Source organism: Bacteroides sp. BFG-606 (genome assembly GCF_024788145.1).
Lineage (GTDB): Bacteria > Bacteroidota > Bacteroidia > Bacteroidales > Bacteroidaceae > Bacteroides > Bacteroides vicugnae.
This window is the reverse complement of the sequence record NZ_JANUIL010000001.1, coordinates 5206456-5226553: the sequence shown is the minus strand read 5'-3', so window position 1 is coordinate 5226553 and position 20098 is coordinate 5206456. Positions and strand designations below refer to the sequence as shown.

The following is a 20098-nucleotide window of genomic DNA, read 5'->3' as shown; positions in this document are numbered from 1 at the left end:
TATATCTTTTAAATGCTATTAATAGGGAGCATATTCCTTATTCTCACAGGTTTTTACTCCCATACATTCCATCTCGATCAACCATCCCGGTCGGCATACCGGTGCATGTACAAATACTTTGGGTGTACAAGGAAAACGTTTGTCGTACATTTCTTTGACGATGGTATAATCTGCAATGTCACGCAGATAAACAATCATTTGCCCCATATCGTCAAATGTACATTCTGCTTCTTTTAGTAGGGCTTCCACATTCTCCCACATCCGTTCTGTTTGTTTACGGATATCTCCCGGACATACCACCTCGCCTTTATTATTAATACTTGCTGTGCCCGAGATGAATACTTGGCGACGATCTCCATAATCTACATACGTTCCACGTTCGAAACTGACGCCGTATTCATAAGTGGGATTCAGGTGTGTCGGCGCATAAAGGAAATGAATCTGTTCGGGTTTGATTCCGTCTACGGCATACGTGTCCATTTGTACAAGAACTTTGGGGTCAGCATGACGTCCGCCGATACCTGTACTGGAAATGTAGTGTGTCTTTTCCGTCAGGTTTTGAGTAACGAATACTTCGTTACGTGCCTTTACTACTCCGGGATAATTCACATCCACATTCTGTACGAAAAACCAGGTACGGATACAGTTGGCGGCTAGTTTGCAACCTTGTTCAATAAGCTGCATGACATAGTCATTTAATAGTAGCCGGGTCTGGTATTCCGAGTTGGCAGCCCGATTGAAAGAGCAACCACCCCAAAGATGTCGGTAGGGGCCATGTTTAACCTCAAAGAGACCATTATGCAGCATTTGTGTTTGCACCTTCGTTTGGAGGTAAATCCATACTGCTACTTTGGTTCCGTTCAACGGTGGCTGTTCGACGATAGAAAGTGCGCAATCCGAACTTTCAGTTGTAAGTGCCAATAAGGTGTCTGCCTGATTGGAAGCGTCGCTCAAGAAATATCGTTTAAAAATGGCGACGGTACCTTGCAACTCTTTTTCCCGTAATTGGTAATATGTATCTATAATGGCGTTTAATTGTTCCTCGTAAGCATCTTTCGGCTGGGTTGCGTGAATCATTAAATGATATTCGGAAACGCCGTCTGCTACTTCGTATTTAAATATTTCAGTTAAAGTTTTTTCTGATCTTAAGGGTGGTTGTTTTCTGCTGTTCATATCAAAGTTTCTGTTACAAGTTAATTGTTTTCGGCTCCTGCTTTTATCCAAGTACGGATTAGAGCACGGACTTCACGTTGTTCAGCTCCATTGAATATATCAATATGATTATCGTGCTCTAATACATCTAATAGATAGCTGTTGTTTAAATCTCCGGGAGTTACATAATTCTTTCCCTCGTCGGAATGGGGAGCTTTTACATTAATCAGTGAATTGTATGCTTTGGCTGCTGTCAGATCCAAGTCTCCGGCCGTTGTTGTACTTCCTCCATGACACATCACACATTTTGCATTGAAAACTTGTGTCTGGATGCGGCTGAACGAGGCCACTTCGATTGTTGTCTCCGGTAAAGTCAACGATTCTTCCGATGCATTAACGGGGAATGACTGATAGGCATGTACCAAAGACATACCGGACGTAACAACTGCTACGGCAATACTGTGCGTGTTTTCGGTTAAGTTGTTTAATGTCACAGTCACGGCTTCCGCTTCGCTGGATGGTTCCAGAATACGCTTTACCAATATGGGAGTAACTCCGTCCTCACCTAAGGAGATTAATGACATACTATTTTTTTGCGGCCAGGCATCCAGATGGGTGAAATGAAGGGTAACAGTAGCCGTACGTCCACTGTCAATCGTGTCGTCCGGATATATTTTACCTTCATCACAAGCTGAACACAAGCTTAGGCAGGTACAGGTTATAAATAAATATTTTAGTCTTTTATTCATAGACAGATTCCTCCTTCTGTACTTTAGAAAGTGAATTGTAACATGGCGGTAACGCTATGGCGTGATAGTCCTATTCCATCGTTGTCACGGTCAGTCTGTGTATCATGTCCGGTTCTGCCCAGATATTGGTACATCATTTGAAGTTTTAGATTAGAACCGACAAAGTAGTAATTAGCTCCAATGGCGGGCATATTCAACAAACCGCCTTCGTCTGTTCCGTTGCGATCAAATAGATCATAACGGAGAGCTGCTTGTAACTTAGGAGTTACAAAATAACCGGCTTGTGCGTAAGCTCCCCAATAATTCTGATCTTTGTCTTTATGCATGATTTCTGTAAAATGCATATTCATGAAATAACCTTCGGCTGCAAAATAGAAGCGGTTCTTTACCATCGCAAACTCTGCACCTATGCGCCAATCGCTACTACTGTGATCTTCTGCTTCGGCATTATAAGAGGTAGAAACACCGAATTGCATTTTATCTTCTTTCAGATTGTTCGGATTACCTTGTGTGGACGGCATTTCTCCTTTGGGCATATATACCAGACGACCGGAGTAAAGCAGTTGAGGCAACCATTTATGATCATCGCACATTCCTTTAGTTGCCGAATTGACATCAATTCCTGTACCATTGAAAATCCCTAACTGATAATTCCATTTTCCATTAATCAGACCATGTATCTGTACTCCTAAATCGAATCCGGTAGCCATGCTTGGTTTTACAGCGTTGATATCGTAGGGCATCAATATACCGCCTGCCACAGAGGTGGGTAATACAGGAAATAATGTTTCGCCCAGTGTGGTCAGGTAAGCATGCATGAACGGGGTTTTAAACTTTCCGACACGAATACGGAATGATTCTTTGAGGGCTACATCAAACCAGGCTTGTTGCAGTAGGGCAGCACCACTTTTTGCCGCATTTAGTGATAAGTTGAATGTGACTTTTCCAAATGCTTTGCCTGTAAATCCAAGGATGGCATTAGGAATAGCAAAACCACTGTTTGCCCAGTTGCGTGCATAGAGGCTTTCCAAACCTTGATCGTCGTATCGGTTGAAAGACAGGCTGGTTTGAACTAATGCATAGGGTTTGAATAGAAAATCACCGGCTTTGGTAGAAAAAGAAAAACCTTTCTTTCCCGCCAGTGAAACAACGTCATTCTCTACATATTTATCATCGATTTCTTTTGTATTTGAGTCTTGAGCATAAGAGTGGCTGCACATAAATGCAGTGAGCGCAAGTACTAGAAATTTTTTTTTCATTGTTGTTGCTGATTATATTATAAACTGTTCAAAAATGTAAGTAAGGCTGCGCGATCTTCTTTCGACATGTGAGAGAAAATAGAACGTGAAGCGGCTCCTTCACCGTCATGCCACATGATCGCTTCTGTCAGGTTACGTGCCCGTCCGTCATGTAGGAAATAGGTATGTCCGTTGACAATTTCCTGAAGGCCGATTCCCCACAATGGAGTAGTACGCCATTCACAACCGCGTGCCAGACCACTCGGATAATCATCTGCCAATCCTTGCCCCATGTCATGTAATAAGAAGTCGGAATAGGGGTGAATGATCTGATTACCCAGCCAGGGCAGTTGAGTTCCATTCAGTAATATGCTGCCTCGTGGGCGGGTATGTAAAGTAACGGTATGGCATAAATGGCATTTTGCCTGATAGAACATTTGCTCGCCATGTTTGATGGTTTCATCATCCACATTGCGGCGTGCAGGAACTCCCAATGTCTGCATATATAAATCGACATCTTCCATGTCACGGGTAGAAATCTCTACACCTTGGTTGGCAAATCCCATCATTTGTGATTGTCCTTCACCAACTTCATGTGGAAAACGGTCGTTGGTTACTCCCAAGTCCGAAGAGAATCCTAGTTCTACTGTTAAATCCTGATGGTTGGCTTTGTTGCCGGATATTCCAATGTCATATTTGCCTTTTTCCGTCACATAATTTAGGCGTCCGCTAATGCCATATTCGGGATAGTTGCTTTGAGCTGCCAACTGTTTCAGTTCATCATGGTTAAGTGCCATCATCTGCCCCATGCCGACATGTCGTAAAGGGGCACGTACCGAAATAATCAGATCTTCGGGCTTTATTTCATAATCATACCAATCTGTTATTTCATAATGAGGAGTTATCAATTCATATTCTTCTCCATCGGGAAATTTGAACTTTTCGGTAGTAGTGGTTATCTTTATTTTACCTTCGGCTTTTACACCATAAATGGACTGATCATGTAATACACGGCCATATTCGGGGAAGTATCCTCCGGTTTTGCGTGTAATATAAACCAGCATAGATGAAAAGCCTGCACCGGAACCACCTGTCACCCATGCAGGAGTCGTACGTCCTGTGTTTCTATGGCAAGCTCCGCAGGAATAACCTCCAAAAATGGGACCTAATCCATTACCACTGCCTGTACCTACTCCACGAGAATTATCATATAAACCATCGCCACGATTGAAGCGTGTTAATAATTCACCGGTGACCCAATCTGCATTGGTGTCGTAAGCGCCACTTACGGTAGAAAAGATAGTGGAAATGCCGGCTGATAATTCCTCCGGTTTCGCTATTTCTCCGTTTGGCTTATAAATAATGCCGTCAAAAGCATCATGATCACAACTTTGTAGGAAGCCTATATTTATCGCAACAAAGAGGATTCTTCCCAATCGCCTTGGGAATCCTCCTCGTAATGCTTTGATAACCGGCTTTCCTAAAAGAAAGAGCTTAGTCATCATAATTAGTATTGTTTATTCTCCTGCTAATTTTGCGCGGACTAAAGCCAGACCGCTACATAAAAATACGCATTGGTTTTGAGCATTCTTAACTTCAGTAGTAGCACCTAAATTGTTACGGAATGGGTGAGGTATATCATTGATTGCTGTGATTGTTTCCTGAATCTGCTTAACAACCATGTCATTCAATGTCGGATTCACTTTTTTCATGATAGAGCACAGACTTGCACTGGCAACAGTTCCGTCTAAACTACCATAGTAAGCATTACGGATGCTGTAAATGTTATCTGTATAATCATCTAAAGAGTTCCAGCTATACCAGGATTCTACGGCTAATACACCACCTTCTTTATCTCCGCTGTTCCACTTATCTACCGGATCTCCGATTTTCGTTGCACCTACTTCATTGGCAATTCCTTCTGCACCATTGTCAGAGTTTAGTATCATTGCAACAGATTGTTTGATATTGCTTATAGAGTAAGTTCCGTTAGGTGCTTTCATTGCATCTTTATAGGCACCGTTCTCCAGATTTTTACCTTCTGTCCAACCTTTTAACAAAAGCTCTGTGTCTTTTGACATACGTCCGACAACAGCCTTGAGGTATCCTATTTTATTAGCATCCAGGTCTGTGATTTTTTTTGCTTCACCGTCTTCAAACAATAAATATTCGGCTGTATGGAAACCACGCAAGTTCTGTGGTGCATCAGCTGGTGCGTCATCATCATCGTTTACATCGCCTCCAACAGCATCTTCCCAATTCCCAGACTGTAGAATTGCATCAATACCTCCTTTATCTAAAGGCCAGCTATCCAGACTAGGATCGAGCTTATTCAAATCTGCAGGACCATATAAAAAGGCCTCACTTTTTTCCCAAGGTTTACGTGCTGCAACCCAGGCGTCTGCTGCATTGGCTACATCATTATCACTGGAGGACGTTGATAACTTTTGTACTGCCGTGTTTAATGCGGTTACTTTATTGTACATATCTTCATAAGTAGGAATCACTACATCATCTACATACGTTGCAACCGCAGCTTTTAATTCATCATCTGTTGCAGTGCCACTGTCCGGGGTATTAAAACCCGCAAATGGATTTGGTGAAACATCTTCTTTTTTAGAATCTTCACTACAAGAGGTCATTGCCATACATACCCCTATTGCCATTATAGGCAAAAATTTCCATGTTTTCATTTTTGTTGTTATTAAAAAGTTATATTTATTTCTTGATAAACCAACCAATATAGGCTATGCCTACAGAGACTAAGTTTTCGTCGTTATATTTTCCACCTCCTATGGAGCGGTGAGTGTAGTCTGCTTTAATCACTAGATTGGGTAGAGCGTAGTAATTCAATCCTGCTGTTACGGCTGATACCTGAAAACGTTTGTCGGCCAACAAACCTGTGTTAGCTTCTGTCTTTTCCATCGGATTGTAATATTCATAACGAATAAAAGGATAGATACGGGGAGCTTTTGAGTTAAAGAAAGAACTTATATTATATCCTGCTTCGCCTCCATAACTGACTGCATTCTGTGCTACTGTTGTATTAGGGTAACCGGAAGCAGCTGAAGAACTGTTATTGATTGTAGTTAAGGCTCCGCTTGCCCCTAAATTTCCATAAACGGCATTTCCGCGTACAATCAGATTGTTATTAAAGCCTTTGTATTGTAAATCACCGGTTACAATAGTTACCGGGAATTTATAACCTGTATTTCTCCAAGGTTTAGTTCCATTCTTTGCAGTCTGGTTGTAATAGAAAGAAGCACCTACTCTTAATCCTTTCACTCCATGGTAGTTAACACGGGCTACAAAAGCCGGGCTAGTAAAATTGTTTACTTCGAAGGCTCCTTGTCTACCGTTTTTTATCCAGTCTTCACTGCGAAAGCCTTGTGGATCAAGACCATTGACTAATTGAAGTTCGTAATCAAATCGTCCTATCTCGCCAAATACGGCAATACCTGTTTCATGCCATGTTGAAGGTAATATGGTTGTTTCACCTTCCGGACGGTAGACTCCAAAGAAATTGATTGGCTCATGGTGGTTATTTGTCAATCCTACCGGTACAATCATATGTCCGAAACGCAGATTGATGTGTTTATTAATGAGGCGGGTGATATGAAATTGTTCCAAAGCTACTTCACCACCTTTTTCAATCTCTGTTTCATACTCGCCATTCTCTTCAAACCATTCTATTTCACGAGCTGCTCCCGTGCCTCCATATTCAAATTCGATTTCGGTGCTCAACACCCATTGGGAAGAGAATTTATAATCGAAGGCTAATACAAAACGTGGAATGGAAATCTCTCCACGATTTAGTTTACCGGAACCATTTGGAGTGAAACGATTAAAATTATAATCTTTATAGCTTGCTGCCATTTCTCCATATCCTCCGAAACGAAATTTAGTATATTCTTCTGTGGAAGAAGTTTTACTGTCTTTAGACTTCTCTTCTGTTTCCTGTGCTGAAAGTGTACAGTAAGATGACAGGAAACAAAGAATAATAATTGCAGTTAATTTTCTCATCTTTTTTATAATTTTTTCGACTGCAAAGTTATGTGAGGTTAAAAATAACCGCAATACCCAATAGTAGGCATAGTTATTTCTTAAATTCAGTATATGTAGGTAATTTAAAACTAATGAGTGAATATAAGGATATATGTAACGAAATAAAACAAATAAAGGTGTATTACAGTATGATGAAATTTACTGAAATACACCTTTGTTTGTTCTAACATGTGAGATTAGTCGGATTAGTATCTGTCGGCTGTCATGGACAAATAGAAAATGCTGCCAATGTATGGGCAGTGTGGTGTGGCTTTTGTTTGTAATTGAGCGAATCGTTTCTTTTACAGCCAGTTCCCTTGAGTATCTCTACCATCAAGAAACAGCCTTTTCAGAAACGATTCAACTCAGATAAACTACATACAAACAAAGCTAAACTTATGCTAAGGTTATCGCTTAAACTGCTATCTTTATACCTTCTTTTTTACTGCAATATCGTTTGCATTGCTGGCAAAGGTCATATCCCAGCATGGCTCCTAAAATAAAATCTTCTTCGGCAGTCAGTTGGTTTAAAGGACGGATGATGATGTGCCGCATGGCTTCCATACATTCTGCCTTTCCAAAAAACAGGTTGATTTTATTGGTTCCTACTTCCTGTATCATATAACTGATCTTTTGATTTTTCAATCGGCGGATGGCAAACTCTTCGTACTCTTTACTCATTGTGTAAAGTACCATGTTGCGTACGCCTTTCTTAAACTCATAAATATGATTAAGAAAAATCCGGATTTCGCCGGGGATGATTCTTTCAGTTGCCATGATGCAAAGTATTCTTTTTATGTTAAGGTAAAATTAGCTAATTTCTTGTTTCACTTGTTCAGCCCATGCGCTGATACGTTCGTCTGTTTTGCTATCTTCGTTGACTTCGTCAAGTGGAAGACCTACAAACTTACCGTCTACGACGGCAATGGAAGAATCGAAGGTATAGCCTGCAGTATCTGTTGCTCCACAGAATTTACAGTGGGTATCTTTTAGGTCTTCATAAAGAATACCTATTGCGTCACAGAATGTGTCGCTATATGAGTCAGAGTCGCCGCAACCGAATAGGGCTACAGATTTGTGGGATAAATCACACTTCTTTAAAACTTTTACTCCATCGTACCAGTCGTCTTGAAGTTCGCCTGCTCCCCATGTGGAAGAGCCGAGCACCAATACGTCATATTCATTGACTAATGCCTCTGTTAGCTTGGATACATCAAATACATCTGCCGATGGTACATCTAATTTCTCTGCAATTCGACGGGCAAGGTCTTCTGTTGTTCCGGTTGTGGAACCATAAAATACACCAATTTTATTCATCTTTGATTCGTTTTTAAATGTAACGCTGCAAAGATAGAGGGTCTTAAAGAAATAGGAAATCCCCATTTATAATGGAAGATTTGTCTCCTTCTCATTATAAATGGGGATATATGGAATAAAAAATGGTCGATCTTTTTAATGGTGGAACAAGCGGATGCCTGTAAATGCCATTGCCATATTGTATTTGTCGCAAGTTCCAATCACATGATCGTCACGTACTGATCCGCCCGGTTGTGCAATATAGCTGACGCCACTCTTGTGTGCGCGTTCTATATTATCTCCGAATGGGAAGAATGCATCCGATCCTAAAGCTACGCCTGTCATCGTATCCAACCATGCCCGTTTTTCTTCGCGTGTCAGTATTTCCGGCTTTTCGGTGAAGAACTGTTGCCAGATGCCGTCTGCCAGTACGTCGTCATAATCTTCCGAGATGTAAACGTCAATTGTATTGTCACGGTCTGCACGACGGATTTTCTCAATCCATGGCAAGTTCATCACTTTCGGGTGTTGGCGTAAATACCAGATATCTGCTTTATTTCCTGCCAAGCGCGTACAGTGGATACGTGACTGTTGGCCTGCGCCAATACCGATTGCCTGTCCGTCTTTGGCATAACATACAGAATTGGATTGTGTATATTTTAAAGTGATTAAGGCAATGATTAAGTCGCGTTTTGCATCAGCCGGGATTTTCTTGTTCTGCGTAGGCATCTCTTTCAAAAGACTTTCATCGATCTTCAATTCGTTTCTTCCTTGTTCGAAAGTTACTCCGAATACATCTTTATGTTCGATAGGAGCCGGGCGATATGCGGGATCTATCTTTATTACATTATAGGTTCCTTTTCTTTTATTCTTTAGAATCTCCAGTGCTTCGGGAGTATAGTCAGGAGCAATGACGCCGTCGGATACTTCACGGTTGATGATGCGTGCTGTTTCTTCGTCGCAAGTGTCGGACAATGCGATAAAGTCTCCGTAAGACGACATACGGTCTGCTCCACGTGCACGGGCGTATGCTGTAGCCAATGGAGATAGTTTCATGTCATCGACAAAATAAATCTTCTTCAGCGTGTCACTCATTTCTACCGCAACAGCAGCACCTGCAGGGCTGACATGTTTAAAAGAAGCGGCAGCCGGCAGTCCGGTAGCTTCTTTCAGTTCTTTCACTAGTTGCCAACTGTTGAATGCATCCAATAGATTGATATAACCGGGACGTCCATTCAATACTTCGATGGGGAGTTCGCCTTCTTTCATGAAGATACGGGCAGGCTTTTGATTAGGGTTGCAGCCGTATTTCAGTTCGAGTTCGTTTGCCATTTTATTAATTACAAATTACGAGTTACTAATTACAAATTGATAGCGACAAAATTACTAAAAAAAGACTAGCTTGCCTAAAGTTGCGCCACAAAATAGTAGCATATAATTAGTATTTGGCTATTTCCGGCGAATTAAAATACCTATAAATGATGATTGCATTTCAGCAAAATATTCCGTTCCTTTGCAGTCTCTAATATAAATAGGTATGATGGATAATTTACAAAAATATAAGCCAACTGATAAGATGATCGATCTCATCAGCGATAATTATTCTTTGTTGCAAGTGATGAGTCGTTTTGGGCTTTCGTTGGGGTTCGGTGACAAGACAGTCAAGGAGGTTTGTGAACTGAATGGAGTAGACTGCCGGACCTTTCTGATTGTAGTCAACTTTATGGCTGAAGGCTTTTCCCGGCTCGATGGAGATAAAGATGATATTTCCATACCTGCATTGATTGATTATCTGCGGCAGGCACATATTTATTTTCTGGATTTTTCTCTTCCTGCTATTCGTCGTAAACTGATCGAGGCAATCGACTGTTCGCAAGACGATGTTGCTTTTCTCATCCTTAAGTTTTTCGATGAATATACACGAGAGGTGCGTAAGCACATGGACTATGAAGAGAAAACCGTATTTAAGTATGTCGATTCATTGATTAAAGGAGTTGCTCCCAAAAACTATCAGATCAGTACATTTTCCAAGCATCACGATCAGGTAGGGGAGAAATTGACAGAACTGAAAAATATCATTATTAAATATTGCCCTGCCAAAGCAAATGAGAATCTTCTGAATGCGGCTCTTTTCGACATATATGCTTGCGAAGCCGGACTGGAATCTCATTGCAAGGTTGAGGACTATATTTTTGTTCCTGCTATTCTGAATTTGGAAAGGAGGATTAGGGAAAATGAAAAATAACGAAGTCGTTCGAATAGCTATTGCAGAGACTTCTGTAATTATTCGTGGTGGATTGACTGCTGCATTGAAGCGTCTTTCTAACGTAAAAGTGCAACCAATAGAATTGTTGTCTGTTGAAGCTTTGCACGATTGCGTCCGGACGCAATGTCCGGAGATGTTGATTGTCAATCCTACTTTTGGTGATTACTTTGATGTAGCTAAGTTTCGAGATGAAATATCCGGTAAAAGAATACGTTTAATAGCCTTGGTTACTTCTTTTGTAGATGCTTCATTATTGGGTAAGTATGATGAGTCTATTTCAATATTCGATGATTTGGAAACTCTTTCTAAGAAAATTGCAGGTTTACTGAATGTGGTTTCCGAAGAAGAAGAGATGGATAATCAGGACACGCTTAGCCAGCGGGAAAAGGAGATCGTCATCTGTGTGGTGAAGGGAATGACAAATAAGGAAATAGCGGAAAAGCTATTTTTGTCGATTCATACGGTGATTACACATCGGAGAAATATTAGCAAAAAATTGCAAATACATAGTGCTGCCGGTTTGACTATCTATGCTATTGTAAATAAGCTGGTTGCGTTGAGCGATGTGAAAGATTTATAGCCTGCGGAAGTGTTATAAAATATAAAACCGTTTGCGCACACGAAAAATATTCGTACCTTTGCAAAGCAGTTGAGAAATTGCTGTTAGTTTATAAGGTAAAAGAAAATATTAAATAAGGTATTAGATTAGATAGTTTTAAGGTATTAAAAGTTTTTTAGTTTAGTTCAATAGGATAAGTTTTTAATAGAAGGTAAAAGGATAACAATAGGTAAGACGTTTTTAGGTAAAAAGAAAATTGGTTTTCAGGAAATTTGAGGTACTATAGAAAAGCCTTTAGGCTTTTCTGATGCAGTGGCGAGTGGTTCTATAAAAAGAATTAGCTCGTTTTTTTATTATATGGGATTTAAGTCGGTCGTATTGTTATGGGTTAAACAGAGAGCATTATTATTAGTCTAGATTATATAGTGGGTTTAAGAATCCCTGTGAGCGTAAAAAAATAGTGACGGTATATGACAATGATACCGTTACTATCCCATACATATCCCGTCACTATCCTTGCCGGATAGCGTCACTATTTTGTGGACGAAAACTTATCGATGAATATGGTTGCTTGATCTTGCAGGTTAGGAGGGTAATAAAAAACAAAATCCCGACGAAATCGCTTCGGCGGGACTCTATTTCATTTTTTACTTAAATGTGGCTACGTAATAAAATTATGACTAATTAATTCAATTCTGATACTGCAAAGATAATGCGTTTCAGAATGTGTCACAATCACCTTTATGAGGTATATTCTGTAGCTATTCTCACTATTTATGGTTAGTAGCAGGTGTTTTCTCTACTTTTTTCCACTCTTTAGTCTCGAAATCGTATGTTTTTATGATTCTTGCAGGGCATCCGGCACATATTGAATAGGGTGGGACGGAATGACTGACTACACTTCCGGCAGCCACTACACAATGTTTCCCTAAAGTTACTCCCGGCAGAATGACCGAATTGGCGCCTACCCATACATCATCTTCAATGATAACGGGCAGTGTGCTGACGCCTTGTTCGTCAATCATCTTTTCTGCATCCTGATAATTATGGTTGAGCCCTGTGACCGTTACATTCTGTGCCAGGTTGACATGATTGCCAATATTAACCGGACCTATGATTGTGTTTCTCAATCCGATGCGTGTGTAATCTCCGATTGTTAAGTTGCCAACTGCATTATTCAGACAGGAGAAGTCTTCGACAACAGAATATCTACCCAAAGAGAACCGGTTGAAAGGAGGGAGGTCTTTGCGTACACTCCGATAGATGACAGAGCCCTTTCCGCGTTTCAGGTATATGAAATCGAAGAGCCGTATCCACCAATTAGGGCGAGTTTTAACGGGATGCATGATAAAACGATGTGCAGCTTGTTTTAAGCCGGGGTTTTCTTTAATTCGCTGTTTAAGTGTTTTCTTCTCCATATTGAATGTTTTTTCTTCTTTTTGTCCTCTACCAGATAATCAGGAATTGCCAGGCTATAAGTGATTAATAGACCGAAAAGTGCAATCCACCATCCGAATGATAAGGTCCAATTATATACGGTAATCAACGAAGCCCAGATACTTACGAAGATACATAATGTAAGCGGAGAAGGCGTTAATTGTTGTACGATCCGGTTGCAGAAACTCCAGTTTCCTTCAAATATGGAAGGGAGTAAGTAGGAAGTTGTTTTTCGAATACGTTTCCGGTAAGGACAGACGGGCGCAGACTGGCAATAAACGATCACATCCGGCAAGTAGTCAATGTATATATTCTGTCGGAATAATTTTCGTTCAATATTAGTCTTAGAACTTTTCATGTTCTTTTGCAGCCATTTTAGGTCGATTGCCATATTAGTCCCCAATAAATTGGATGACAGTCCGAATTGTGTATTGCCGGCTCTGCAGAGGCTGTTTTTTATTTCCTCACGTATGGCTCGGAAGCGATTACGGATGCCTTTGCGGTTTTCTACTACCGTATGTAGTTGGATGGCTTGTACACCGGCATCATAGGCATTATATATCTTATTCAGGAATTGCGGAGATAAAGCGCATGCTGTATTGGACAGGAAGAGAACCAGGGCGTATCGTTCCTGATCTAAACTGTTGATTGTCTGATGCAGATTGCTGTATGTGATAAACTCGTACGCCTCTTCTTTATACATGTCCGGAAGAATACTTCCCTCCGGAACGAGAATGGCGCAACCATATTCTTTTTGAGCTTTCGGGTAGATGATATGTTTGCAATGTGAGGCTATGGCCATCACAAAGAGGTATAGGAGCAAAAGTCCTGTACAGAAGAATACCAGATCATCTATTATGTAGATATAAGAGTCTATCATCTGGAAGGAGATTATACATTCTCTTTTTGAATGAATGCAGTAACTGTTTTCAGAATAATCTTTATATCCAACCAGAAAGAGAATGTCTTTGCATAGGTGATATCCAATTGCTTGCGTTCTTCAGCAGAAAGTTTACCGGCTTCGCCTCTTTTCTCTACCTGCCATAAACCGGTCAATCCGGCCGGACCCATAAAACGGTCGATGTGTTCATCGCTTGTCAGTAACTCGGCTTCATAGAGTGGGAGAGGGCGGTTGCCTACTATTGACATATCCCCTTTTAAGATATTAATAAGCTGGGGTAATTCGTCAATACTATATTTACGTATAATACGTCCAATCTTAGTTATTCGAGGGTCATTTTCCAGTTTGACGAAAGCATTGCTTTTTTCCTTGGACTTCTTATTAATGTAGTCTTCTTCGGAGATTACGAAATCGTCGGATATCAAGAGGATTTCTTCTTCATTGATTTCTTCATTCACTTCCGCTTCCGGTTCTTCTCCCCAAATATCCTCATCTTCCTGCTGGTATTGGTTAAGGGCATTGAAATCTTTTAAATGCTTGTCGGCATCGGTATACATCGAACGGAATTTAAGGAAGTCGAATATCTGATAATTGCTCCCTACTCGTTTGGATTTGTAGATAATGGGACCCTTGCTTTCTATCCGGATAGCTAGTGCAGTAAAGATTAAGAGAGGAGAAAGACATAATATCGCCATTCCTGAAAAGAATATATCAAAAGTTCTTTTCCATAAAGGCAGTCGGAAAGCATTTATATTTTGTGCTTTCAGTTGGAGTGCCTTTATTTTCTGATCTTTTCTTCGTTTAAGGAAAGTTGATAAATTTTTTACAGCCTCCTGGCTTGTTTCATATTTTATCGTATTGTTGATACCGGCTTTAAGGTATTCAGATGCTTCTTCCTTAGATAAGGAGTCGATAACGAGTACCATATAAAGCCCCGGATACTTTTTACGCATGTATTGGATATCTGCAATATCTTTGGATATGTTCACTTGCTCGAAAAATAGAGCGGCGTCGTATTTTTCGCGTATTTTCTCCAATACTTTGACAGCTTTGCTACAGTTGGGCGCAGCATAGAATACCCCAATACTTAGTCGGGAGAGTAGTTCTATTGTTTTGCTATCTCTGCCTATATAAACAAAATATTGCATGTGTAGAAGACCCGGTATTAGTCAATAATCTTTTTGATTCGGATTTTGAGTTCCAAAGGGTTGAATGGTTTCAGGATATAGTCTTCTGCTCCCTCTTCCAATAGTCTGATTCTTTCCGTTGTACTTTCCTCACTGGATAACATAACGATAGGAATTGACTTGAATAATTCATTGTTCTTCATGTATCTTAAGAATTCATCCCCCATCATGAGAGGCATACGAATGTCTGAAATAATGAGGTCAGGTACATTGCCTTCATTAAGCCATTCTATTGCTTTGATGGGATCTTCCAAATAGGTAAAATCATACTCTTTTCCTAGATACACACCGGCCACTTTTCCGATTGTCGATTTATCGTCGACTAGTAATATTTTTTTCTTCATACGAATAGACCTTTCTATCGCTTGCTTTGTTATTTGATTTGTAGATTAAGATTGTTGTCACATAATATTTGTGATACACTGCAAATATAGATATTATTTTAGAATAATCCCCAATCTGGAGAGTAAAATTCGTGATATATCTTTTTTTTCTATTAATTGCAACTTACAGCATCTTAATGAAAAAACACGGATTCCTGTTTTATGAAATCCGTGTTAAAGATTAATTGTTAGGCTTTATTTATATACTCTTGATGAATCAAAAGTTTTCCACCATTCTTCATTCTTAGTACCGCCACTGGTTACCCAACTTTCGAATAACGAGTAAGCAGATTTGATATTCACATATTCCAACGGCCATTTGAAGTCTGTCGGAACCATGATTCCCCATGCCAGGTTATCTTTGCTGATATAATATCTCTTGCGGGAAGTAGAGCTATCGTCGTTGTTTCCTCCGAACAAATCGGTATTTGCCAACTTAGTTGGCTGATAGCCGACAATATGAATCTCCTTACGCTGGTTCCTGTTTCCTTCTACGAAGATGAAAACATTCAGTTTGTTGATATTAAGTTCATCCACAGAGATAGGGTTGTTGAACTTTATAGTGAAGCTGATATTTTTAGGACTCGTATTAGCAGAGTGGTCTGCAATCGTGTTAATCTGTTCGTAACGGTCTCTTCCCAAAGCTTTGTGAGCATCGTCAAATAATGGAATAACCGCATAGTCCTGTCCGTTCTCAATCAGATTACTATTCACATTGAAACCTTTAAAAAGAGAGTTGTCACTGAATTCCACCGGCTGCGTAATGGTGCTGGCAGGAACACCGTCCAGCATGATAGCAGCTCCAATACTCTTGGTAGCTCCGGCAGCCGATAAATCAAGACTTAACGTGAACTCTTCTGCTTTATTGCTCTTGTTGATAGAGATCTTTCTTTCCTTGACAATCAGAACAAGGTCGTTCATATCGTAATCCCCATATAAAGGCCATTGGTCTTCAAACAGATAAGCATAATTACGATTATCATCCATGATGATCGGGAACTTAGGATCTTCAGGATCTCCTCCTTCATTACCATTATTCTTGGTACCTGTACAGACTTCTATCGCAACTTTGGATTCTCCCATTTTGGTAAAGTATGCGCCATTCAATACATGGAAGTTCTCCCACCATTGTTCCTTTTTAACGTGGTTATCACATTCAATAACCAAATTTCCATCATACGTGAAACCTTGTCCGGTGATAACCGGTGATTTTATCATAGAAGTATTTTCGCCTTTTCCATAAAACTTGGCATAACCGGGAGGTATGCTGATACTTGTCGTAGCATCCAGCATAGAACCATCACTTAAATTTACTGTTCCATTAACAAACTCCATTTTAGGAGCTTTCAAATATCCTTGAGTAAAGTTAAACGTCGCTCCGTTGGCATAGAAAGAGGTAGTTGCTTCCATGCTACAAGCGTTATTGACAGTCGTATTGGTAAGACTGATGGTTGTAAACTTCATGATGTTGTTGTTAGTAGCAACAGCGTCGGAATTTGCAATTAATTTCTCTCCATAAATCTCTCCGTTATTTTCCAATGAGAAATTAGACGGCAGATTTAATTCACCTTCCAAACTGATTTTATTGTCATTCACAATTTTCGTATTGGAATTGATTGAGATATTCTTGCTGGCTATGGTTCCTTTGTTGTAGAGTGTTGCACCGGAATGTAGCGTCATCGTGTTTACTACAGTCAGTGTGCCCCAGTTTCTTAATGCGGCAGGTGCTCCATTAGTGAATGATATATCCTCTGCATTTACTTCTCCCTTTTCCATAATGGTCAACATGGAGTTTCTAATGAACGTCATGGTTCCTGATGCTTCAATTTTAGCATTATTCATCACAATGATTTCAATTCCGTTTTGGAATTGGAATGTTGCGGGAATCGTCCATTTGGCATCTACATAAACTTTGGTTGCAATCTCACCATTATAACCGTCAAACTTGAATGTGCCGGTATAGTCGGAGGTGATTTTGTAAGAAGCATCACGCTGCAAAGTGGTTCCTGACATTTCAGTCACTTCTTTTGCATTAGCAGGTATGGAATAGTAATCAGGCTTTTCAAATGAAAAGCCTCTTGTAGCAGCGGCACGACTCATCAACGCCCTATTTTGTGCAGTGGATCCTGCATAATAGAGTTTACAGATCATGTTATCGCTGTTTTCCGGCACATCGAACTGATATACCTGTTCACGTCCTCTAGGGTCGGTTTGCTTCACATAAATACCCTTTTGAGTTGGCAGCAGACTGATAGCGGCTGTAACTTTAAAGTTGTTTTCTTTATTAGCTGTTCTTGTAGCTAGTACGGAGGCATTTTCGTTAGTTAAGGGATCATCTGCATATATTTCAACTAAATAAGCAAATAACCCTCCTTCTTCATCTTTCACTTCGACCGAGACATTTTTAGTGGTTATCATGCTCCAATCGATATCATCGGGAGCAGCAAAGCCATCTCCCATCGGGTTAGGTGTTTCGTAAGACGGATCATAGAGATCCTTTCCAGAGTCAACACAACTAGACATAGTACCTGCCATTGCTATTGCAATGATAGGTACAAATTGAATTGTTTTCTTCATCATAATGTATTATTGCTTGATTGTTTGTAACCAAATCCATTACAAAAATAACTGCATATCTTTTATTGGAAATGTTTTTTCTGTTATTTTATAGAGTGAAAACAACGATACTTCCGTTTTGGTTCTTCTTTGGCTCTTTTAGGTTTGATTCGGCCTTGATGATGATGAAAAGAATGCCCTTGATTTTCACTTTTATACAACTGTTTAAAATGAAAATCAAGGGGTTATAATAGATGGATTTAACTTAAGACTTGGTGATCTCTCCTATTAAGCAGGAGTTCATTTTATATCGGATATCCTTGTTGGGTAATCCATGTCCCAATAAAAACATGAGCTTTGTTATGGCACATTCGGGAGTACTGTCATATCCACTGATTACACCTGCTTCCAGAAGATGCATTCCTGTTTCGTAACGTCCCATTTCTACTGCTCCGGAGGCACATTGTGTAATGTTGACAATGATAATTCCACGATCGGTAGCTTCCTTTAGTTGGCGGATGAACCATTCTTTTTGCGGAGCATTTCCCGAACCGAAGGTTTTCATGACAACCGCTTTCAATCCCGGAACATGAAGCAGAGAAGTCACGATACTCTCTTGAATGCCTGGAAAAAGTGTTAGAATAACCACATTGGTGTCGAACAGATAATGTGGTTTTAACGGTTTTGTCGGGTCTGGTTTCCGAATGAGATTAGGTTCATATTTAATGTGGATACCTACCCGTGCCAATGGCGGATAATTGAAAGAGCGGAAAGCGTTGAAATTCTCCGCATTGATTTTGGTGGTACGGTTACCGCGCATTAAATGATTCTCAAAGAAAATACAAACTTCAGGAACGATGGCTGTACCATCCGGGTTTTTAGCTGCAGCAATTTCGATGGCTGTGATGAGGTTTTCCTTTCCGTCTGTGCGCAAAGTCCCGATCGGGAGCTGGGAACCTGTGAGGATGACAGGTTTACTTAGATTTTCGAGCATGAAACTTAGTGCAGAGGCAGTGTAAGCCATTGTGTCTGTTCCATGAAGGATGACGAAACCATCGAAATAATCATAATTGTAATTGATGATCTTTACCAGTTTTGCCCAGTAAGCAGGTTCCATGTCCGAAGAGTCGAGAGGGGGATCGAACTGGTAGGAAGAGATGCGATAGTTGAATCTTTTTAGCTCGGGCACATGTTTAAGCAAATGATCGAAGTTGAAGTTTTCTAAAGCGCCTGTTTCCGGATTCTCTATCATTCCGATAGTTCCACCCGTGTAAATTAACAAAACGGAAGGGGTTTCTGCTCTCATAATTGTTGAATTACTGTTAAAACACTGACAAAGATATAGATTAATTACGAATTATGAGCAGTAAATGATGAATTTGTATGTAGTTTATGATGAAATGTTATAAATCTGAATAATTATGCGGAATAATCAGATGGATTATAAGAAAATGGCTTCTATATCGTTATAGGTAAATAATCAAAGTAATTAAGCAGAATAACCGTACCAAATCATTCTACTTAATTACTGATTGCCGGATTGCTGTCTGTTGTACTTACTTCAATGCTTCTTTTAATTTCAGAATAGCTTTTTCCGGGTCTTTTTCTTCTTCAAGCAGAGTGACGAACTTGCTTCCGATGATAGCTCCGGAAGCATGCTCACAAGCTGCTTGGAAAGTCGCTTTATTGGAGATGCCAAACCCTACCATCAACGGATTGTTCAGGTGCATATCTTCTATCTTTTTGAAGTAAGCCCGTTTTTGTTCGTTGAAATCCTGTTGCGCTCCGGTGGTTGCTGCTGATGAAACCATATAAATAAATCCGCTGGTATGTGTATCTATCTCGCGTACCCGTTCTTCGCTGGTTTCCGGTGTGATGAGCATAATCACTCTGATGTTATAGCGTTCGGCAATGATACGATAATGTTCTTGATAATCACGGAAAGGGAGGTCAGGGATAATGACGCCGTCGATACCACATTCCACACATTTACGGCAGAAATTCTCAAATCCGAATTGCATGATTGGGTTTAGATATCCCATGAGTACAAGTGGGATTTTTACGTCTTTGCGAATATCCCGTAATTGTTCAAAAAGAAGTTTTAGAGACATACCGTTGCGCAATGCCTGAGTAGCGGCATTCTGAATAACAATGCCATCTGCCATCGGGTCACTGAAAGGAATGCCGACTTCAATCATGCTCACTCCGTGCTTTTCGAGCGTGCGGATTACATCGGCAGTACCATCTAAAGTAGGAGTACCGGCACAAAAATAAATAGAAAGTATGTCTTTCTTGTTGCTATTGAAAAGTTGATTAATTCTATTCATGAC

The 20098-nt window shown here is 40.2% G+C and carries 18 protein-coding genes; 2 read left to right on the top strand and 16 right to left on the bottom strand.

Annotated elements, in window-relative coordinates; genetic code table 11:
* Positions 1–18: 18 nt before the first annotated feature.
* The 9 genes from NXV01_RS20135 to NXV01_RS20095 form a co-directional block, all read right to left on the bottom strand.
* Complete coding sequence (locus NXV01_RS20135; protein ID WP_234133664.1) at positions 19–1173, bottom strand: Rid family hydrolase; 1155 nt, start codon at positions 1171–1173, stop codon at positions 19–21.
* 20 nt (positions 1174–1193) lie between these two features.
* Entirely contained in the window at positions 1194–1901 is a 708-nt protein-coding gene (locus NXV01_RS20130; RefSeq protein WP_195649959.1) for a hypothetical protein, read from the bottom strand.
* Positions 1902–1924: 23 nt separating this feature from the next.
* Positions 1925–3160, bottom strand: coding sequence for a porin (locus NXV01_RS20125; RefSeq protein WP_148367641.1), 1236 nt, complete (start codon positions 3158–3160; stop codon positions 1925–1927).
* A gap of 17 nt (positions 3161–3177) precedes the next feature.
* Positions 3178–4644, bottom strand: a complete 1467-nt coding sequence (locus tag NXV01_RS20120; protein WP_370540847.1) for a di-heme oxidoredictase family protein — start codon at positions 4642–4644, stop codon at positions 3178–3180.
* Positions 4645–4656: 12 nt separating this feature from the next.
* Positions 4657–5832 carry an imelysin family protein gene (locus tag NXV01_RS20115; protein ID WP_148367642.1) on the bottom strand — a complete coding sequence of 392 codons (1176 nt, stop codon included), beginning with the start codon at positions 5830–5832 and terminating at the stop codon, positions 4657–4659.
* A gap of 25 nt (positions 5833–5857) precedes the next feature.
* Positions 5858–7162, bottom strand: coding sequence for a hypothetical protein (locus tag NXV01_RS20110; protein WP_259023132.1), 1305 nt, complete (start codon positions 7160–7162; stop codon positions 5858–5860).
* A gap of 435 nt (positions 7163–7597) precedes the next feature.
* Positions 7598–7960: a DUF2023 family protein gene (locus NXV01_RS20105; protein ID WP_259023131.1), complete on the bottom strand. Its 363-nt coding sequence runs from the start codon at positions 7958–7960 to the stop codon at positions 7598–7600.
* Between the two features lie 33 nt (positions 7961–7993).
* Complete coding sequence (fldA, locus tag NXV01_RS20100) at positions 7994–8500, bottom strand: flavodoxin FldA (RefSeq protein WP_004311873.1); 507 nt, start codon at positions 8498–8500, stop codon at positions 7994–7996.
* A 135-nt stretch (positions 8501–8635) separates the two neighbouring features.
* A complete protein-coding gene (locus NXV01_RS20095) occupies positions 8636–9811 on the bottom strand; it encodes a phosphoribosylaminoimidazolecarboxamide formyltransferase (RefSeq protein ID WP_148367645.1) in 1176 nt (391 codons plus the stop codon).
* Between the two features lie 208 nt (positions 9812–10019).
* Between NXV01_RS20095 and NXV01_RS20090 the strand changes: the two genes are divergently transcribed.
* Positions 10020–10724: a hemerythrin domain-containing protein gene (locus NXV01_RS20090; protein WP_008651739.1), complete on the top strand. Its 705-nt coding sequence runs from the start codon at positions 10020–10022 to the stop codon at positions 10722–10724.
* Positions 10714–11325 (top strand): LuxR C-terminal-related transcriptional regulator, encoded by a 612-nt coding sequence (locus tag NXV01_RS20085; RefSeq protein WP_074559659.1) that lies wholly within the window; start codon positions 10714–10716, stop codon positions 11323–11325. Before NXV01_RS20090 ends, NXV01_RS20085 begins: the two co-directional genes overlap by 11 nt.
* A gap of 749 nt (positions 11326–12074) precedes the next feature.
* On the opposite strand, the gene NXV01_RS20080 is transcribed toward NXV01_RS20085, so the two are convergent.
* The 7 genes from NXV01_RS20080 to trpA form a co-directional block, all read right to left on the bottom strand.
* Positions 12075–12722 (bottom strand): DapH/DapD/GlmU-related protein, encoded by a 648-nt coding sequence (locus NXV01_RS20080; RefSeq protein WP_259023130.1) that lies wholly within the window; start codon positions 12720–12722, stop codon positions 12075–12077.
* Positions 12674–13621 carry a glycosyltransferase family 2 protein gene (locus NXV01_RS20075; RefSeq protein ID WP_217722513.1) on the bottom strand — a complete coding sequence of 316 codons (948 nt, stop codon included), beginning with the start codon at positions 13619–13621 and terminating at the stop codon, positions 12674–12676. The genes NXV01_RS20080 and NXV01_RS20075 overlap by 49 nt, the downstream gene beginning before the upstream one ends.
* Before the next feature lie 11 nt (positions 13622–13632).
* Complete coding sequence (locus NXV01_RS20070) at positions 13633–14790, bottom strand: sugar transferase (protein ID WP_217722515.1); 1158 nt, start codon at positions 14788–14790, stop codon at positions 13633–13635.
* Positions 14791–14807: 17 nt separating this feature from the next.
* Positions 14808–15173, bottom strand: a complete 366-nt coding sequence (locus tag NXV01_RS20065; RefSeq protein WP_004300114.1) for a PleD family two-component system response regulator — start codon at positions 15171–15173, stop codon at positions 14808–14810.
* 234 nt (positions 15174–15407) lie between these two features.
* Complete coding sequence (locus NXV01_RS20060; protein ID WP_259023129.1) at positions 15408–17792, bottom strand: LruC domain-containing protein; 2385 nt, start codon at positions 17790–17792, stop codon at positions 15408–15410.
* 241 nt (positions 17793–18033) lie between these two features.
* The gene (locus NXV01_RS20055) at positions 18034–19074 is read right to left on the bottom strand and encodes an asparaginase (RefSeq protein ID WP_004300111.1); all 1041 of its coding nucleotides are present in this window, start codon (positions 19072–19074) and stop codon (positions 18034–18036) included.
* Positions 19075–19324: 250 nt separating this feature from the next.
* On the bottom strand, positions 19325–20095 hold the full coding sequence (gene trpA, locus NXV01_RS20050) for a tryptophan synthase subunit alpha (RefSeq protein ID WP_195649966.1): 771 nt from the start codon (positions 20093–20095) through the stop codon (positions 19325–19327).
* Positions 20096–20098 lie beyond the last annotated feature (3 nt).

Excerpts from the sequence above, each read along its gene's own strand:
- NXV01_RS20085 (WP_074559659.1), top strand. The coding sequence starts at position 10,714 with ATGAAAAATAACGAAGTCGTTCGAATAGCTATTGCAGAGACTTCTGTA.
- NXV01_RS20075 (WP_217722513.1), bottom strand. The coding sequence starts at position 13,621 with ATGATAGACTCTTATATCTACATAATAGATGATCTGGTATTCTTCTGT.
- NXV01_RS20060 (WP_259023129.1), bottom strand. The coding sequence starts at position 17,792 with ATGATGAAGAAAACAATTCAATTTGTACCTATCATTGCAATAGCAATG.
- NXV01_RS20080 (WP_259023130.1), bottom strand. The coding sequence starts at position 12,722 with ATGGAGAAGAAAACACTTAAACAGCGAATTAAAGAAAACCCCGGCTTA.
- NXV01_RS20105 (WP_259023131.1), bottom strand. The coding sequence starts at position 7,960 with ATGGCAACTGAAAGAATCATCCCCGGCGAAATCCGGATTTTTCTTAAT.
- fldA (WP_004311873.1), bottom strand. The coding sequence starts at position 8,500 with ATGAATAAAATTGGTGTATTTTATGGTTCCACAACCGGAACAACAGAA.
- NXV01_RS20135 (WP_234133664.1), bottom strand. The coding sequence starts at position 1,173 with ATGAACAGCAGAAAACAACCACCCTTAAGATCAGAAAAAACTTTAACT.
- NXV01_RS20115 (WP_148367642.1), bottom strand. The coding sequence starts at position 5,832 with ATGAAAACATGGAAATTTTTGCCTATAATGGCAATAGGGGTATGTATG.
- NXV01_RS20095 (WP_148367645.1), bottom strand. The coding sequence starts at position 9,811 with ATGGCAAACGAACTCGAACTGAAATACGGCTGCAACCCTAATCAAAAG.
- NXV01_RS20110 (WP_259023132.1), bottom strand. The coding sequence starts at position 7,162 with ATGAGAAAATTAACTGCAATTATTATTCTTTGTTTCCTGTCATCTTAC.
- NXV01_RS20070 (WP_217722515.1), bottom strand. The coding sequence starts at position 14,790 with ATGCAATATTTTGTTTATATAGGCAGAGATAGCAAAACAATAGAACTA.
- NXV01_RS20090 (WP_008651739.1), top strand. The coding sequence starts at position 10,020 with ATGGATAATTTACAAAAATATAAGCCAACTGATAAGATGATCGATCTC.
- NXV01_RS20065 (WP_004300114.1), bottom strand. The coding sequence starts at position 15,173 with ATGAAGAAAAAAATATTACTAGTCGACGATAAATCGACAATCGGAAAA.
- NXV01_RS20120 (WP_370540847.1), bottom strand. The coding sequence starts at position 4,644 with ATGATGACTAAGCTCTTTCTTTTAGGAAAGCCGGTTATCAAAGCATTA.
- trpA (WP_195649966.1), bottom strand. The coding sequence starts at position 20,095 with ATGAATAGAATTAATCAACTTTTCAATAGCAACAAGAAAGACATACTT.
- NXV01_RS20055 (WP_004300111.1), bottom strand. The coding sequence starts at position 19,074 with ATGAGAGCAGAAACCCCTTCCGTTTTGTTAATTTACACGGGTGGAACT.
- NXV01_RS20130 (WP_195649959.1), bottom strand. The coding sequence starts at position 1,901 with ATGAATAAAAGACTAAAATATTTATTTATAACCTGTACCTGCCTAAGC.
- NXV01_RS20125 (WP_148367641.1), bottom strand. The coding sequence starts at position 3,160 with ATGAAAAAAAAATTTCTAGTACTTGCGCTCACTGCATTTATGTGCAGC.